Source organism: Nocardioides sp. L-11A (assembly GCA_029961745.1).
GTDB lineage: Bacteria > Actinomycetota > Actinomycetes > Propionibacteriales > Nocardioidaceae > Nocardioides.
In genome coordinates this window covers 3746609-3760461 of record CP124680.1, presented here as the reverse complement: position 1 = coordinate 3760461, position 13853 = coordinate 3746609, and the positions used below count along the sequence as shown (strand labels likewise).

Sequence of the window (13853 nt, the reverse complement as noted above, 5' to 3'; positions counted from 1 at the left end):
CTGGATGGAGGTCAACCGACGGAAAGGACGGACGATGGTCACGTTGAGCACCATCAAGGCCGACACCGGGGGCTGGGTGGGACACAGCGCCGTGCATGGCGAGCAGATGGAGGAGGCGCGAAGGCGTGTGGTCCGGGCCCGCGAGACGGGTCTGCTGATCGACGGCTACGTCAGCGCCTGCGGCGACGACCTGGCCCTGATCATGACCGTGCGTCGCTGCGACACCGGGGCCGGCCCCGGGCCGAGGGACGGTGCTGGCCCCGCAGTGTGCCCGGGCGGGTGGTGCTGGTCCGGACCGATCCCCTTGGTCGTCAGGGGAGTTGCACGTAACCGTGCTCCATCTTCCAGAGGAAGTACTTCTCGAAAGCCAGCTTCATCAGGTGGGCCTGGGGGCCGGGGACGAGCACGCCGTGCTTGCGGGGCGGCAGCATCTTGTCCGCCAGGATCACGACACCGTTGTTCCCGGCGTCCATCACACAGACCGCCTTGATGTCGCCGAACGGGCGTTCCTCCGTGGGTGCCTCGCCGCGCACCTGGTGCGCGATGTTGCGGGCCGCGACGTGCGCCTGCTGCTCGGTCGGGAACCCGGTCTTGGGCACCCCGACGGGCACCGACGTCGTCCACGGCACTTCGACAGCAGCGGCCACACCTACGGCGTAGACCTCGTCGTGCTTCTCGCTCTGGTACGTCGGCCGCACCGGCACGAAGCCCTTGACGTCGGCCAGCCGCGACGCGCGCAGGAAGTCCTGCCCGAGGAAGGGAGGCACGACCATGCTGAACGAGAAGGGGAGTCGTTCCCCGTTCGCGAGGACGATCGCATCCTCCTCTGCTCGCTCGAGCGCGATCCCGACGCGGGACTCGATGCCCTGCTTCTTCAAGAACATGCCGAGGAGCTGCTCGCCGTGGGGCAGGCCACCGATGCCGAAGTGGCCCAGGAAGGGCTCGGCGGTGACGTAGGTCAGCCGGGTCTGCTCGCGCAGGCCGGCCTTCTTGAGCTGGTGGGCGGTGTTGAAGAGGAACTCGTAGGCGGCCCCGAAGCACCCCGCCCCCTGCGTTGCCGCGATGATCACGTCTCCCGGCTGCGCCAGGAACCGCCGCCACGCTGCGCCCGTCTCGATCGCCCGGTCCAACGTGGTGATGGTGGAGGTGTTCTCCAGGCCGGGGACGACGTCTTCGTCGTTGCGGTAGCCGGTGGCGACCACGAGGTAGTCGTAGACGCGGACCGCGCCGTCGTCGGTCGTGACGGTGCGGGCGGTCGGGTCGACGGCGGTGGCTGCCGCGTGCACGAACTCGATGCCCGCATGCTCCAGCGTCGGAGCAACCGGGAAGGTGATGTCTGACGGCATCCGCTTGCCGAAGGGCAGCCAGATCAGGCTCGGGGTGAACAGGAACCGGTCGCTGGGGGAGACGACCATGACGTCGACGTCCCCCGCGAGTTCGTGCTGCACCGCCAGTGCGGCCGTCAGGCCGCCGAAGTTCGATCCCAGGACGACGACCCGTGGACGCATCTCGTTCTCCTTCGCGCTGGCTGGATGGTTGGAATGCCTCCATTCAGCCGCGTCCGGGCCCCCGTGGGTGGAGGCCTACGGCCCGCCGGAGCGGGCCGTAGGTCCTCCCGGGCGTCAAGAGGCGTCGGCGACGTCGTCGAGGGCGAGGTTCCGTACGGCGCCGATCAGCTGCTCGAGGCCCGCCGCCGGCAGGGCGCCGGCCTGGCGGAAGACCAGCCGACCGTCCTTGAAGGCCATCAGGGTCGGGATGGACGTGATCTGGGCCGCCGCGGCGAGGTCGCGCTCGGCCTCCGTGTCGACCTTCGCGAAGACGACGTCGGAGTGGACGACGGCCGCGCGCTCGAAGACGGGGGCGAACATCCGGCACGGGCCGCACCAGGAGGCCCAGAAGTCCACGAGGACGATCGGGCTGTCCTGCACGGTGGTTTCGAAGGTGGCGGCGGTGAGGTCGACGGTGGTCATGGGCTGTCCTTCCCTGCGAGTGTGCGTACGAACCAAATAACCCCCTGGGGGGATGCAATGTTCCTCCGCCGCCAGAAGTCCTCGGCTGTCGGGACCTTGCGCCCTGCGGCGGGCGGGCATGCAGTGCGAGCGTGGGTCCCATCCCGAGCCAGGAGGTCTCATGTCCCCGTCCGAGGTGCTCGCGTCCGAGTTGATGTCGTGGCCGGTCGCGACCGTCGACCACTCCTGCACACTGCAGGAGGCGATCGAGGTCCTCGGTGCCGAGGAGGTCGGTGCCGTGGTGGTGACCCGGCACGGCCACCCGGTTGGAGTGCTGTCCGAACGCGATGTCGTCTCGCACCTCGCGCAGGCCGCCGATCCGGAGCACGTCACGGCGGGCGAGGCGATGACCGATGACGTCGTGACCGCGCCGGAGACGATCACCGTCCGCGACGCCACACGGCTCCTGGCCGCTGCGGACGTCCGCCACCTGCCCCTGACCCGGGGCGAAGCGATCGTCGGCATGCTCTCGTGCCGTGATGTCGTCGAAGCACTGGCCGGCGACTGACGCTCGGCAGGGGAGGAGGTCATCGGCACACCCAGGACCGGTGACGTCGTGCGCCGGGTCGATGGGACGTCCGCCTGGGATCGCACTCATTGCCGTGTGCCGGCGACGGGTGTCCTCGCGGCATGCTGACCCGGGCCGTTACAGGCACTCCGAGCGCGCATCTCGCGCGGGGCGGCCTGGTGCAGGCCCTCATGGGCGCCCATGGCACAGCCTCTCCGCTCAGGCCAGCAGACGCCCACCGTCGACGACGATCTGCGCTCCGGTGATGTACGAGGCGAGGTCGCTGGCGAGGAACAGGGCGGCGCGGGCGATGTCGTCCGGTGCGCCCATCCGTCGCATCGGAACCTGGGCGAGGAAGGCAGCGAGGACCGCCTTCGGGTCGACGCCGGACCCTCCCGCCGTCTGCAGGGCGGCGACGCCGGGAGTCGCGATCGCACCGGGCGCGATGGCGTTGACCCAGATGCCGTGCGGGGCGAGCTCGAGCGCGAGATTCTTGGTGAATCCCCAGACGCCGTGCTTGGAGGCGTCGTAGTGCGCCAGACCCACGCTGGAGGGGTGCAGTGCGTCGATCGAGGTCACGTTGATGATCCGGCCGCCGGTCTCCTGGTGGCGCATCCGCAGCGCGGCCTCGCGCGAGCACAGGAAGACGCCGCGGAGATTGGTGCGGATGACGCGGTCGAAGTCGTCGGGCGTCATGTCGAGCACTGGGACGCTGGGGAAGATCCCTGCGTCGTTGACCAGGACATCGACCCGGCCGCGCCAGCCGATGGTGTCGGCCACCAGGCGGTGCACGTCGTCGCTGTCACCGACGTCGGCGTACATCGCCATCGCCGATCTCCCGTGTGCGACGAGATCCTCGGCGGTCGCCTCCGCGGCCTCGAGATCGGCATCGGCGACGACGACGGACGCACCGGCTTCGGCGAGCCGCTCGACGATGCCGCGGCCGATGCCCATGGCGCCGCCGGTGACGATCGCCGTACGTCCGCTCAGATCGATGAGATCGGCGATGCTGGGTGGGCTGATGCTCATGACTGGTCCTCTCGTGGTCCGTTCGACACGAACAGCGTGCGCGCGTGTTGCCGGCGCGGACAGGGTCCAAAGACCCGCTGCGGCCCGGCACCTTGGCGCCCCGGTGATCCGAGATCGGTCCAGCCAGGTCACTCGGCGCTGACGGCGGACGTCACCTGGTCGCCCCACGCGGCACGGGCACCGGAGTCGCCGACCCGGTAGACCTGGACACCGGCGGCCAGCGCGGCGACGACAGTGCCGGTGGCCAGGATCCGAACGGCGCCGCGGGCGCGGGGAGGCCGGTGGTCGGCCCAGATGAGTCCGGCCACCAGGAGCAGCAGAGGGAGAGCGAACCAGATCAGCTGGTCGCCCAGCTGTGCATGGCTGCCCGGGTCCCCTACGCGCTTCTCCAGCGCCTCACCACTCGACGTGGCCACCGGCACGAGGGCCGTGCCCACGAGCAGGATCCCTAGGACCAGAAGGCCGTAGCGATGGCGCCACGTCGGACGGGCCACGATCGCCACGCTGCCGAGGATCGCCATCGGCAGCAGGACGACGACCGCGTGGACGACGAGGGGGTGAAGAGGCAGGCCGTTGACCAGGTCGAACATGTGAGCCCTCCGTCGGGTTGGGTAACGAGGCGCTGCGAGCCTCCCGCACGGCCTGTCATGGTCAGTGCAAGGCAACCTCAAATCCACGTCAAAGAACGGCGGTCGCGAGGCGCACGCGCATACGGTTCACCTCATGGCACGGGTCTTGCTGGTCGAGGACGACGACGCCATCCGCGCCGGACTCGTCCGCGGATTGGGCGGCCGCGGGCATGCTGTCACCAGCGTGGCGACCGGTGGCGCCGCGATGACCGAGCTCAGCTCGGATCCACCCCGATGTCGTGGTCCTGGAGCTCGGGCTGCCCGACGTGGATGGTGTCGGGGTGCTCGAGGTGAGTGTTGCCCTGAAGGCGGCCCCGGTGATCGTCGCACCAGCACGCGACGACGAGTCCAGCTGCTCGCGGATGTCTGGCAGCAGCCGTGGGTGGTGCGGACCAGACCGTCGATCTGCACCTGTCGTGGCTGCGGCGCAAGCTCGGCGAGTCGGCGGCGCAACCTCGCTACGTGGTGAGCTACGCGGCGTCGGCGTCGAGCTCATGGAGCCGCCGCCGATCCGCGTCGTCGCAGATCGACCCTGGTGCGGTACCCGGCTACCCCGGACCCTGGCCGGTCTCCGGGTGGACGAGGTCCCCGACCCGCACCGGGCCCGGGGTGACGACGGTGGCGTACACCCCCGCGCACGTGTCGCGCTCGGCGGCGAGGGTGCGCAGGAGTCCCGGGGTCCGGCGTCCTGACCCGGGGTCGACGTCGATGACCACGCAGCGCGAGATGGGCCGGTCCATGCGCAGCCGGGCGGCTCCGATCCGGACCGTGCGTCCGACCCAGCCCTCCTCGACGAACGGGACTCGCGTCTCCACCAGCAGGTTGGCACGCAATCTGGCGGGAGTCGGGTCCACGCCGGCGCGGGAACAGATCTCGGCCACCGTCGCCGTGCCGATCAACGACACCGGCATCGAGTCGAACGTGCCCCGATGCAGGCGCATCAGGCGGAGGCCTGCGCCGAGTCGGTCGGGCAGCGCGGGATCCGTCAGGGCGAGTTCCTCGCCCTCGGGAGTGCGTACGTCGACGGCGGACGCGTCGGGTCGCTCCGGGTCCCGCAGCCGCGGGGCGAAGAGCACCATCCGCGGCTCCTGCCGCGGTGTGTGCCACGGGAACCCGTGCGCCTCGTGGTCGGGACGGACGAACGCCCAGCGCCGGTCGCCGGCGAGCCCGTGCCAGCCGAGTTCGGCGTCGGCGAGCGATTCGCCAGCCATCGACTTCACGGGATAGCGGAACAGGGCACGCACACGTTCGGCGGCGTGGGTCATGGCGATGTCTCCTTGTCGGACACGGACGCGCTGGAGGGAACCCAGCCTGGCGGAGCCGTGCTCAGATCCCGTCGATGATCCGGATCTCGCGCGTGGCGGCGTCGCCGAGGACGGCGAGCGCCTCGCGGTACTGCGGCGACTCGTAGGCGTCGCGGGCCGCCTCCACGCTGGGGAACTCGATGAGTGTGGTGCGCAGCGGGGTGGCGTCCTCGAACACGAAGGCCGGGTTGCCGCGGGCGAGGAACCGGCCTCCGGCGGCGACCATGGCGGGCGCGGCGATCGCTGCGTAGCGCTCGAGGCGCTCGTGGTCGCGGATCTCGGTGAAGGTGTTGATCCAGTACGCGGACATGGGTCCGTCCTCTCCGGGGTTCGACAGGGGGGTCATGCACCGGGCCGGGCGGCGGCTCCGGGGCCGGGCCGCGCGCACATCGCCCACACGAGGCAGGCGGCCAGGATCACGATCGTCCCTCCCACCATGCCCGATCGGGCGTAGCCCGCGATGGCGGCGGCCAGGGGCTCGGCGCCGCGGGTGAGCTCGGCGTGGGTGGTGGTGGTCATGACCGAGGTGAGGAGCGCGGTGCCGAGTCCGGCGCCGACCTGCTGGGCGGAGTTGACCATCGACCCCGCCACCCCGCTGTCTTCTCCGGCATCGGCGGTGGCCAGGTCCGCCGCGGTGACCATCACGATGGTGCCGCCCACACCGAGCAGGACCATCGCGGGCAGGACGCCGGTCACGTAGGTCGACCGGGCCGAGAGCAGCGCGAGCGTCAGGACGGCGCCGCCGGCTGCCGTCAGTCCCAGTGCGAGGACGGAGCCCGGGGTGAAGGTGGCGCGCAGCGCGGGCAGCGTCCAGGTGATACCGACCGCGCCGAGCATGAAGGGGGCGAACGCGATGCCGATCTCGGTGGGCGAGCGAGCCAGGGCCACCTGGAGGAAGACCGTCAGCACGAACATCCCGGCGAACATCGCCACGCCCACGAAGAACGCGGCCACATAGCCCAGGCTCCGGGTCCGGCGCCGCAGCAGGTACGGCGGGACCAGCGGGTGGGTCGCCCGGCGCAGAGCGAGTGCGAAGGCGGTCAGCCCGGCAGCGCCGCCGAGCAGGAGGCCCAGGGTGCGTGCGTCCGACCAGCCCCACGCGGTCGCCCGGTCGAGACCACCCGCCACCGCGGCCAGGCCGAGGACGGCCAGGACAGCCCCGGCGACGTCGACGCGCGACCCCGGCCGCCGATCGCCCGGCGGCGCGAAGAGTCGTACGCCGACCGCGGCGAGCAGCGCGAGCGGGACGTTGACCAGCAGGCACCAGCGCCACGACAGCAGGTCGACGAGAAGGCCCCCGAGGAGCAGGGAGCCGGGGGTGCCCACGCCCATGACGATGCCGAGGACCGCGAACGCCAGGGCGCGCTCGCGGCCGGTCGGGAAGGCGACCGACATCAGGCTCACGGCGGTGGCCGCGACCAGGGCGCCCGCGCCGCCCTGGAGCCCCCGGGCGAGCAGCAGGAGCTCGGCGTTCGTGGCGAGCCCGCCGAGCACGGAGGCCGCGCTGAAGCCCACCAGGCCGGCGACCAGGCAGGAGCGCAGGCCGAGGACGTCGCCGAGCCGCCCGCCCAGCAGGATGAGCATGCCGAAGACGAGCGAGTAGAGCGTGACCACCCATCGGGCGGCGCCGGCGGAGAGTGACAGGTCCGTACGGAGGTCAGGCAGGGCGACGTTCATGATCGTCACGGACGCGAAGACCAGCACGTTGGCGCCCGTCAGGGCGGCCAGCGCCCACCACCGGCCGGTGCCCGACCCGGTCATGCCGCCCGGTCCGCCCGCGCGCCGACCAGGGTGTCGGCCAGGGCCGCGAGCCGCCGGCCCTGGTGCCGGGCCCAGGCCAGGACGTGCTCGTCCGGAGGCCCGTCCCCACCGATGCTGCTGACGCCGTAGGGGTTGCCGCCGGCGGCGTGGGCCGCGTCGTAGTCGACATAGCCCGTCGGTACGACGATCGACCCCCAGTGACAGAAGGTGTGGTAGAGCGCGAGCAGGGTCGACTCGTGACCGCCGTGGCGCTCGAAGGCGCTGGTGAAGCCGGTCGCGGGCTTGTCGGCCAGGTGTCCGGCCTGCCAGGCCGCGCTCGTCGAGTCCAGCAGCTGCTTGAGCTGGGCGGCGGGCTGTCCGAAGCGGGTGGGGGTGCCGAGGGCGAAGCCGTCGGCCCAGACCAGGTCCTCGACCGTCGCCTCCGGGATGTGGGCGGTGGCGGCGAGGTGGTCGCGCCAGGCGCTGTTCCTCTCGATCACGGTGGCGGGGACGAGCTCGGCGGCGCGACGCAGGCGGACGTCGGCACCGGCCTCTCGGGCACCGCCCGCGTACGCCTCGGCCAGGGCGTGCACCGAGCCGGTGGAGGAGTAGTAGATGACGGCGATACGGGGCATCGAATTATCCTAACGAGATTCCAGAATGACATTCTGAAATGTATCTGGAAGACTGCCTGCGGGCAAGCGAGAGGGGCGGCCGGTGGCGGCGCGACGGGGTAGGCCGCGGGACGACGCGGCGCGACAGCGGATCGTGCGAGCCGCGTCCGCGCTGTTCGAGCAACGCGGCTACGTGGGGACGACGATCGTCGACATCGCCGCGGAGGCGGGGGTGGCCGTGCAGACGATCTACCAGGCCTACGGATCCAAGGTCGGACTGCTCGGCGCGGCTCACGACGTGGCGCTGGCCGGTGACGACGACCCGGCCGCCCTTGCCGAGCGCGCCTGGTTCCTCGCGCTTCGTGACGCGCCCTCGCCGGCCGCGGCCTGGCGGGAGGCGCTGGCCGCCCTGTATCTCGGCACCGCGCGGGTGGCCCCGCTCTATGCGGCGATGCTGGCCGCGGAGGCCGATCCGGATGTCTCCGGGCTGTTGACCACGATGCGTGCCCAGCGCGCGGAGTTCAGCCGGCTGCTGGCCGAGCAGTTCGCGGCCTGTCCGGGAGGCGAGGGGCTCGACCGGGCCCGCCTGGCCGACGTCATCTACGCGGTCGAGTCGGTGGAGAGCCACGCCCTGCTGGTGACCCAGTGCGGTTGGAGTGTCGACGACTGGCGCGCCTGGGTGGACGACGTGGTGCAGCGGGAGATCTCGGCGCGCGACGCGACGGACTGACCGCGCCGCGCGCCGGGACGCGACCGTCAGTCGCGTACGGCGACCGCGTCGACCTCGAACAGCATGCCGGGCAGGGCGAGGGCGGCGACGCCGATCATCGTCTGCGCCGGTGGCTGGTCGCCCCAGATCCGGGCCAGGGCCGCGCCGATGACGTGGAGCCGCTCCTCGGAGTGCCCGACGACATAGGTGCCGAGCCGGGCGACCTGGGTGGCGTCGAGGCCGGCGGCCTGCAGGGCCGTGACGAGATGGGCGAAGGCGAGCTCGACCTGGGTCTCGAAGTCGTCGGAGGTGACCTGGCCGTCGGGGCCCGATCCGTACTGGCCCGCGATGAAGACGGTCCCTCCGCCCGTGTCCGCGATGTGGCTGTAGCCGAACCGCACGGGGTCGTGGAGTCCCTCGGGGTTGGTCCTGGTGACGGTCATGGGGAGTTCCTTCCGGTCGCGATGGCACCCGGGTGGGGCCTCTGGGTCGGTGTCCGCGTCCGCGGGGCTGCGTAGACCGTCCGTATAACAGGACAATACATATCCAGGATTGATCGGGGCGAGCCGGGTGCCGGCTCCCACGCAAAGCCCCCGGCGACTCAGCCGTCGTACGCCGCCACGAGCGGCGTGTCGACGCCGATCGCGCCGTAGCGTCCCGCGCCGCCCGGGGTGCCGACCGGTTCGGCGCGGCCGGGCAGCACCTCGGTGAAGAAGACTCGCGCGTCGTCGAGGTGCACGGCCTGCTCCGGGACGGTGCGGGCGAGCCGGTCGACGACGATCGCGGAGACCGGGCACTCCACCTCGCAGGCGCCGCAGTCGATGCACTCGCCGGGATGGATGTAGCTCTTGCGGTCGCCCTCGTAGATGCAGTCGACGGGGCACACGTCGATGCACGAGCGGTCCAGCTCGTCGATGCAGTCGGCGCCGATCACGTAGGTCATGGGATCTCCTCGAGGGTCAGGGTCCGTCGGTCGAGTGACCGGGGAAGAGGGTGAGGGTGGGGTCGAGGTCGACCGCGACGTGGTTGACCGCCGTCGCGACCTCGCCGAAGCCGACTGACATCAACCGCACCTTGCCGACATGGCCGGTGAGGTCGCCGGCGGCGAGGACGCGGGGGAGGCTGGTGCGCTGCGCGCGGTCGACGACGACCGAGCGGGCGTCCAGCTCCAGGCCCCAGTCGCGCAGCGGCCCGAGGTCGCTGACGAAGCCGAGCGCGGCGATCACGTGGTCCGCGGGGATGACCGTCTCGGTGCCGTCCTTCGCCCGCAGGGTCGCCTTCTCCAGCCGGCCCGCGGCCAGGTCGCCGTCGAGCGCGACGACCTCGGTGTCGGTGTGCAGCGCGGCCGGACCGGCCAGCACCCGCTGCAGCGTCGCCGCGTGGCCCCGGAACGCCGCCCTCCGGTGCACCAGCGTCACCGACCGCGCGATCGGCTCCAGGGCCACGGCCCAGTCGAGCGCGCTGTCGCCGCCGCCGACGATCACGACGTCCTGGTCGGCATGGGTCGCGGGGTCGAGGACGAAGTACGACAGACCGCGTCCCCGCCAGGGCGCGCCGCACGGCAGCGGCCGCGGCGTCGGGGTGCCGATGCCCGCGGTCAGGATCACTGCCCGGGCCGCCACGACGCTCCCGTCGTCGAGGGTGACCAGCGCGCGCTCGGCGTCGTACCCGAGGGAGACGGCCTGGCGCCCCAGGAGGTACGACGGCCCGTAGGCGTCGGCCTGCGCGACCAGCGCGGCAACGAAGTCTCGTCCCCGGATCGCCGGGATCCCGGCGACATCGCGGATCTCCTTCTCCGGGTAGAGCGCACTCACCTGGCCGCCGGGCTGCGCCAGCACGTCGACGACGACGGTCGACAGGCCGCGGAAGCCGGCGCAGTAGGCGCCGTACAGGCCGGTCGGCCCGGCGCCGACGATGAGCACGTCGGTGGTGATCCGGTGCGGTGCATCCATGGGGGAGGTCTCCTCGGTCGGGGTGGACGCCGACGAGGATGCCGCCCGGACCGGCCGGTGTCGCGGCTCGTGGATCGCTGAGCGGACCACTTCCCTTGTCGGGCCCCACGCGGCGATGGTCGGCTGCCGCCATGACCGAGAACGTCACACTCACCGCGCCTCCGGGCGCAGCGGCGAAGGCCCGTCGCCCCCGCCCGCCCCGGCACCGCGAGGGCCGGCTGCCCGGGCGGCAGGACTGGTCGACCTGGCCGCACTACCAGGCCGCGGCCGCCGGCTTCCGGGGTTACTGGTACCCCGTCTGCTTCGCCGACCAGGTCGGCGCTCGGCCGCACCGGGTCACCCTGCTCGGCGAGGACCTCTTCGTGATCCGTGACAAGGGCAGGCTCTACGGGATGAGGAACCGGTGCCCGCATCGCGGGGTACCGCTGAGCAACGGCAACCAGCAGTTCCCCGGCTCGATCTCCTGCGTCTACCACGGCTGGACCTTCGACCTGGAGACCGGCGACCTGGTCGCCGCGATCACCGACGGCCCGCAGTCGCCCATCTGCGGCAAGGTCACCCAGCCGACGTACGACGTCGAGGAGCGCCTCGGCATGGTGTGGGTCTACGTCGGCGACGGCGAGAAGCCGCACCCGATCGACGAGCAGCTGCCCGAGGAGCTGGTGTCGAACCCGGCCGTGCTGGGGCAGCGGATTCAGGCGCGCGAGGGCAACTGGCGCTTCGCGGTCGAGAACGGCTACGACGAGGGTCACGCGAAGTACCTGCACCGGACGGCCCTGTGGCGGATGTTCAAGCCGATGCCGGTCTGGAACACCACGCGGATCGTCAAGCGGGACCGCTGGATCTACCGGGTCCAGGAGGAGCAGCACTGGACCGCCGACTTCCCCGGCCTGGGCCGCTGGACCGGCCTCGCCTGGTACAAGGCCAAGCCTCCGCAGCAGGCCAGCAATATCGGCAACACCAGCAGTCACCGCGAGATCGATCCGGTCATCGCCGCTCAGGAGTTCCCGGGCTTCGCCTCGGTGAGCATGCCCGGTGTGCTGCGGATCGCCTATCCCACGTTCATCCACTACGAGTTCTACGTGCCGATCGACGCCGACCGCCACCTGTACGTCGGCGTGCTGGCCGACTTCCGCGCGGGCCTGCGCACGCTGCCCTTCTACGCCAAGTACCTCGGCGCCGTGCGCTGGCTCTTCCACGGCCAGTTCTCCGGACAGGACAAGTGGATGGTCGAGATCACCGACGCCCCGCCGGAGAAGCTCTACCGCCCCGACGACTCGCTGCTGCAGTGGCGCCGGCTCGCCGAGGACGTCACCGAGGAGCGCCTCGCCGCGCTGCGGGAGCAGGGCCTCGCCGACACCCGGGAGGAGGGCTGATGTCCTCGATCGTCCTCGGTGTCGGCGCCTCCCACTCGACGCTGATGAACACGCACGCGGACCAGGTCGTGCACACCGACCGGGCCGAGGCGTTCCGCGCCGGCCTCGCCGCCGCCCGCGACCGGCTGGCCGCGGCCCGGCCGGACGTGGTCGTGCTGGCCGGCTCCAACCACTTCCGCGGGTTCTGGCTCGACCTCATCCCGTCGTTCACGCTCGGTGTGGGGGAGGTGATCGCGGCGGGTGAGGCGGGCACTCCGAAGGGGCCGCAGCACGTGGACCCGGCCTTCGCGCAGGAGCTCGCAGCCGAGCTCGTCGGCGCCGGGATCGACGTCGCGATCTCGGCCCGGCTGCAGATCGACCACGGTCAGTCGCACGCGATCCAGTACCTGCTGGACGGGATCGAGGTGCCCGTCGTACCCCTCGTGGTCAACGTCTTCGCGACCCCGCTGCCCACCCCGGCCCGCTGCGCCGGGGTGGGGGAGGCGATCGCCGCAGCCGTGGCGCGGATCGGCGGCGACCGTCGGGTCGCCGTGGTCGCGTCGGGCGGGCTGTCGCACCAGCTGCCGTGGCCCTCCGACTGGACGGACCCCGAGGGCGCGGACGAGGAGTTCCTCGTCGACGCCTGGCTCAACGGCCGCGGGGAGTGGGAGCGTTACGACCAGCGCCGCCGCGAGATCATCGTGGCCGCGCAGCCGTGCATCTTCCGCGACTTCGACGAGCACTTCCTCGCCGACCTGGAGCGCGGCGAGCTGCGCAGGTACGCCGAGCTGAGCAGCGAGCAGATCGCCGAACGGGCAGGCAACGGCGGCCAGGAGCTCCGCACCTGGCTGGTGATGGCCGCCGCGCTCGGCTTCCGCGCCGGTCGGGCGCTCGCCTACGCCGAGATGCCCGAGTGGCTCACCGGCATGGGCGTCGCCGTCATCGACGGGATGGGGGCGGCAGCATGAGCCCGACCTCGCCCGCCGCCGGCCCCCGCCCCGAGAGCCGGTACGCCGACGCGGACGGCGTGCGGTTCCACTACGTCGAGGCCGGCACCGGCCCGGACACGCTCTTCCTGCACGGCGGCGGCCCCGGCTGCACCGGCTGGAGCGACTTCGGTCCCGTCGTCCCGCTGTTCGCCGCCGACCGCCGCTGCGTCGTCCCGGACCTGCTCCAGTACGGCCGGTCCGAGAAGTGCCGGATCACCGGGCCGATGTGGGACTTCCACGCCGCGAAGACGGTCGCGCTGCTGGACGAGCTGGAGATGCCCCGTGCCGACATCGTCTGCAACTCGTGGGGCGGCACGATCGCGCTCTGCCTCGCGGCGACGTACCCGGAGCGGGTCCGTTCGCTCGTGATCACCGGCAGCATGCCGGTCTTCTACGGCCCCCTCGCGCCCCTGCCGGAGAACGGGCACCGCGGCCGCAACGCCCGCGACGTCTACTACGGCGGCGAGGGGCCCACCCGCGAGAAGATGCGCGCGCTGATCACCCGCCTGGAGTGGTACGACGGCGCCCGGCTGCCGGACGAGACGGTCGAGCTGCGCTGGCGGCAGAGCCTCGACCCCGGCGAGCGCGCGCTCGCCGCGAGATCGGACTCGCCGCGCGGCGACTGGCAGGACCTCACTGCCGAGCTCGGCCGGGTCGAGGCGCCCACCCTCTTCCTGTGGGGCCGCGAGGACGCCTTCCTCACCCCCGACTACCCGATGATGCTCGCCCGGATGGTGCCGCGCGGCAGCCTGCACGTGATGGACCACGTCTCGCACCACCTGCAGGAGGAGCGCCCGGGCGCCTATCACGCCGTCGTCGACGGCTTCCTGCGCGCGATCGACCATCCCTGAGCCGAAAGGACCCCCGATGAAGCCGTTCCTCGCACTCGGCGCGCTCGTCGCCGGACTCGCCTGCCTACGGGTGGCCAGCCGCAGGCTCGCGTCGCATCAGACGGTGCTACCCGCGATCAGCACCAGGATCAACACCCGGGTCACCCGGATCAACCAGCCCTGAC

The 13853-nt window shown here is 71.9% G+C and carries 17 protein-coding genes; 6 read left to right on the top strand and 11 right to left on the bottom strand.

The features are described from left to right. Positions 1 to 311: 311 nt before the first annotated feature. Positions 312 to 1508 (bottom strand): FAD-dependent oxidoreductase, encoded by a 1197-nt coding sequence (locus QJ852_18125; protein WGX95072.1) that lies wholly within the window; start codon positions 1506 to 1508, stop codon positions 312 to 314. 114 nt (positions 1509 to 1622) lie between these two features. Next, positions 1623 to 1970 carry a thioredoxin gene (gene trxA, locus QJ852_18120; protein WGX95071.1) on the bottom strand — a complete coding sequence of 116 codons (348 nt, stop codon included), beginning with the start codon at positions 1968 to 1970 and terminating at the stop codon, positions 1623 to 1625. A gap of 160 nt (positions 1971 to 2130) precedes the next feature. On the opposite strand from trxA, the gene QJ852_18115 reads away from it, so the two are divergent. Beyond that, on the top strand, positions 2131 to 2517 hold the full coding sequence (locus QJ852_18115) for a CBS domain-containing protein (protein WGX95070.1): 387 nt from the start codon (positions 2131 to 2133) through the stop codon (positions 2515 to 2517). A 219-nt stretch (positions 2518 to 2736) separates the two neighbouring features. Here the strand turns inward: QJ852_18115 and QJ852_18110 are convergent, their stop codons facing one another. From QJ852_18110 to wrbA, 6 genes are all read right to left on the bottom strand, one after another. Then, entirely contained in the window at positions 2737 to 3546 is an 810-nt protein-coding gene (locus QJ852_18110; protein ID WGX95069.1) for an SDR family NAD(P)-dependent oxidoreductase, read from the bottom strand. A gap of 128 nt (positions 3547 to 3674) precedes the next feature. Further along, positions 3675 to 4136 (bottom strand): hypothetical protein, encoded by a 462-nt coding sequence (locus QJ852_18105; protein ID WGX95068.1) that lies wholly within the window; start codon positions 4134 to 4136, stop codon positions 3675 to 3677. Positions 4137 to 4723: 587 nt separating this feature from the next. Further along, the gene (locus QJ852_18100) at positions 4724 to 5440 is read right to left on the bottom strand and encodes an MOSC domain-containing protein (protein WGX95067.1); all 717 of its coding nucleotides are present in this window, start codon (positions 5438 to 5440) and stop codon (positions 4724 to 4726) included. A 61-nt stretch (positions 5441 to 5501) separates the two neighbouring features. Then, positions 5502 to 5789 (bottom strand): DUF1330 domain-containing protein, encoded by a 288-nt coding sequence (locus QJ852_18095; GenBank protein ID WGX95066.1) that lies wholly within the window; start codon positions 5787 to 5789, stop codon positions 5502 to 5504. A gap of 32 nt (positions 5790 to 5821) precedes the next feature. Beyond that, positions 5822 to 7240 (bottom strand): MFS transporter, encoded by a 1419-nt coding sequence (locus QJ852_18090; protein ID WGX95065.1) that lies wholly within the window; start codon positions 7238 to 7240, stop codon positions 5822 to 5824. Next, on the bottom strand, positions 7237 to 7854 hold the full coding sequence (gene wrbA, locus QJ852_18085) for an NAD(P)H:quinone oxidoreductase (GenBank protein ID WGX95064.1): 618 nt from the start codon (positions 7852 to 7854) through the stop codon (positions 7237 to 7239). The genes QJ852_18090 and wrbA overlap by 4 nt, the downstream gene beginning before the upstream one ends. A 133-nt stretch (positions 7855 to 7987) precedes the next feature. Here wrbA and QJ852_18080 point away from each other — a divergent pair, with 133 nt between their 5' ends. Then, a complete protein-coding gene (locus QJ852_18080; GenBank protein ID WGX95063.1) occupies positions 7988 to 8563 on the top strand; it encodes a helix-turn-helix domain-containing protein in 576 nt (191 codons plus the stop codon). A 26-nt stretch (positions 8564 to 8589) separates the two neighbouring features. Here QJ852_18080 and QJ852_18075 read toward each other — a convergent pair whose 3' ends face one another. From QJ852_18075 to QJ852_18065, 3 genes are all read right to left on the bottom strand, one after another. Continuing rightward, entirely contained in the window at positions 8590 to 8985 is a 396-nt protein-coding gene (locus tag QJ852_18075) for a Rid family hydrolase (GenBank protein WGX95062.1), read from the bottom strand. Between the two features lie 158 nt (positions 8986 to 9143). Then, the gene (locus tag QJ852_18070; GenBank protein WGX95061.1) at positions 9144 to 9485 is read right to left on the bottom strand and encodes a ferredoxin family protein; all 342 of its coding nucleotides are present in this window, start codon (positions 9483 to 9485) and stop codon (positions 9144 to 9146) included. A 16-nt stretch (positions 9486 to 9501) separates the two neighbouring features. Continuing rightward, complete coding sequence (locus QJ852_18065; GenBank protein ID WGX95060.1) at positions 9502 to 10494, bottom strand: NAD(P)/FAD-dependent oxidoreductase; 993 nt, start codon at positions 10492 to 10494, stop codon at positions 9502 to 9504. A gap of 131 nt (positions 10495 to 10625) precedes the next feature. Between QJ852_18065 and QJ852_18060 the strand changes: the two genes are divergently transcribed. Genes QJ852_18060 through QJ852_18045 form a run of 4 tightly spaced genes read left to right on the top strand, consistent with a single transcriptional unit; the run spans position 10626 to position 13852 of the window. Further along, a complete protein-coding gene (locus QJ852_18060; GenBank protein ID WGX95059.1) occupies positions 10626 to 11870 on the top strand; it encodes a Rieske 2Fe-2S domain-containing protein in 1245 nt (414 codons plus the stop codon). Continuing rightward, complete coding sequence (locus QJ852_18055) at positions 11870 to 12817, top strand: hypothetical protein (GenBank protein ID WGX95058.1); 948 nt, start codon at positions 11870 to 11872, stop codon at positions 12815 to 12817. The genes QJ852_18060 and QJ852_18055 overlap by 1 nt, the downstream gene beginning before the upstream one ends. Further along, positions 12814 to 13689 carry an alpha/beta hydrolase gene (locus QJ852_18050; GenBank protein ID WGX95057.1) on the top strand — a complete coding sequence of 292 codons (876 nt, stop codon included), beginning with the start codon at positions 12814 to 12816 and terminating at the stop codon, positions 13687 to 13689. The genes QJ852_18055 and QJ852_18050 overlap by 4 nt, the downstream gene beginning before the upstream one ends. Before the next feature lie 16 nt (positions 13690 to 13705). Beyond that, a complete protein-coding gene (locus QJ852_18045; protein WGX95056.1) occupies positions 13706 to 13852 on the top strand; it encodes a hypothetical protein in 147 nt (48 codons plus the stop codon). The last annotated feature ends 1 nt before the right edge of the window (position 13853 follow it).

Excerpts from the sequence above, each read along its gene's own strand:
- QJ852_18115 (WGX95070.1), top strand. The coding sequence starts at position 2,131 with ATGTCCCCGTCCGAGGTGCTCGCGTCCGAGTTGATGTCGTGGCCGGTC.
- wrbA (WGX95064.1), bottom strand. The coding sequence starts at position 7,854 with ATGCCCCGTATCGCCGTCATCTACTACTCCTCCACCGGCTCGGTGCAC.
- QJ852_18090 (WGX95065.1), bottom strand. The coding sequence starts at position 7,240 with ATGACCGGGTCGGGCACCGGCCGGTGGTGGGCGCTGGCCGCCCTGACG.
- trxA (WGX95071.1), bottom strand. The coding sequence starts at position 1,970 with ATGACCACCGTCGACCTCACCGCCGCCACCTTCGAAACCACCGTGCAG.
- QJ852_18055 (WGX95058.1), top strand. The coding sequence starts at position 11,870 with ATGTCCTCGATCGTCCTCGGTGTCGGCGCCTCCCACTCGACGCTGATG.
- QJ852_18070 (WGX95061.1), bottom strand. The coding sequence starts at position 9,485 with ATGACCTACGTGATCGGCGCCGACTGCATCGACGAGCTGGACCGCTCG.
- QJ852_18110 (WGX95069.1), bottom strand. The coding sequence starts at position 3,546 with ATGAGCATCAGCCCACCCAGCATCGCCGATCTCATCGATCTGAGCGGA.
- QJ852_18065 (WGX95060.1), bottom strand. The coding sequence starts at position 10,494 with ATGGATGCACCGCACCGGATCACCACCGACGTGCTCATCGTCGGCGCC.
- QJ852_18075 (WGX95062.1), bottom strand. The coding sequence starts at position 8,985 with ATGACCGTCACCAGGACCAACCCCGAGGGACTCCACGACCCCGTGCGG.
- QJ852_18105 (WGX95068.1), bottom strand. The coding sequence starts at position 4,136 with ATGTTCGACCTGGTCAACGGCCTGCCTCTTCACCCCCTCGTCGTCCAC.
- QJ852_18060 (WGX95059.1), top strand. The coding sequence starts at position 10,626 with ATGACCGAGAACGTCACACTCACCGCGCCTCCGGGCGCAGCGGCGAAG.
- QJ852_18050 (WGX95057.1), top strand. The coding sequence starts at position 12,814 with ATGAGCCCGACCTCGCCCGCCGCCGGCCCCCGCCCCGAGAGCCGGTAC.
- QJ852_18125 (WGX95072.1), bottom strand. The coding sequence starts at position 1,508 with ATGCGTCCACGGGTCGTCGTCCTGGGATCGAACTTCGGCGGCCTGACG.
- QJ852_18095 (WGX95066.1), bottom strand. The coding sequence starts at position 5,789 with ATGTCCGCGTACTGGATCAACACCTTCACCGAGATCCGCGACCACGAG.
- QJ852_18045 (WGX95056.1), top strand. The coding sequence starts at position 13,706 with ATGAAGCCGTTCCTCGCACTCGGCGCGCTCGTCGCCGGACTCGCCTGC.
- QJ852_18100 (WGX95067.1), bottom strand. The coding sequence starts at position 5,440 with ATGACCCACGCCGCCGAACGTGTGCGTGCCCTGTTCCGCTATCCCGTG.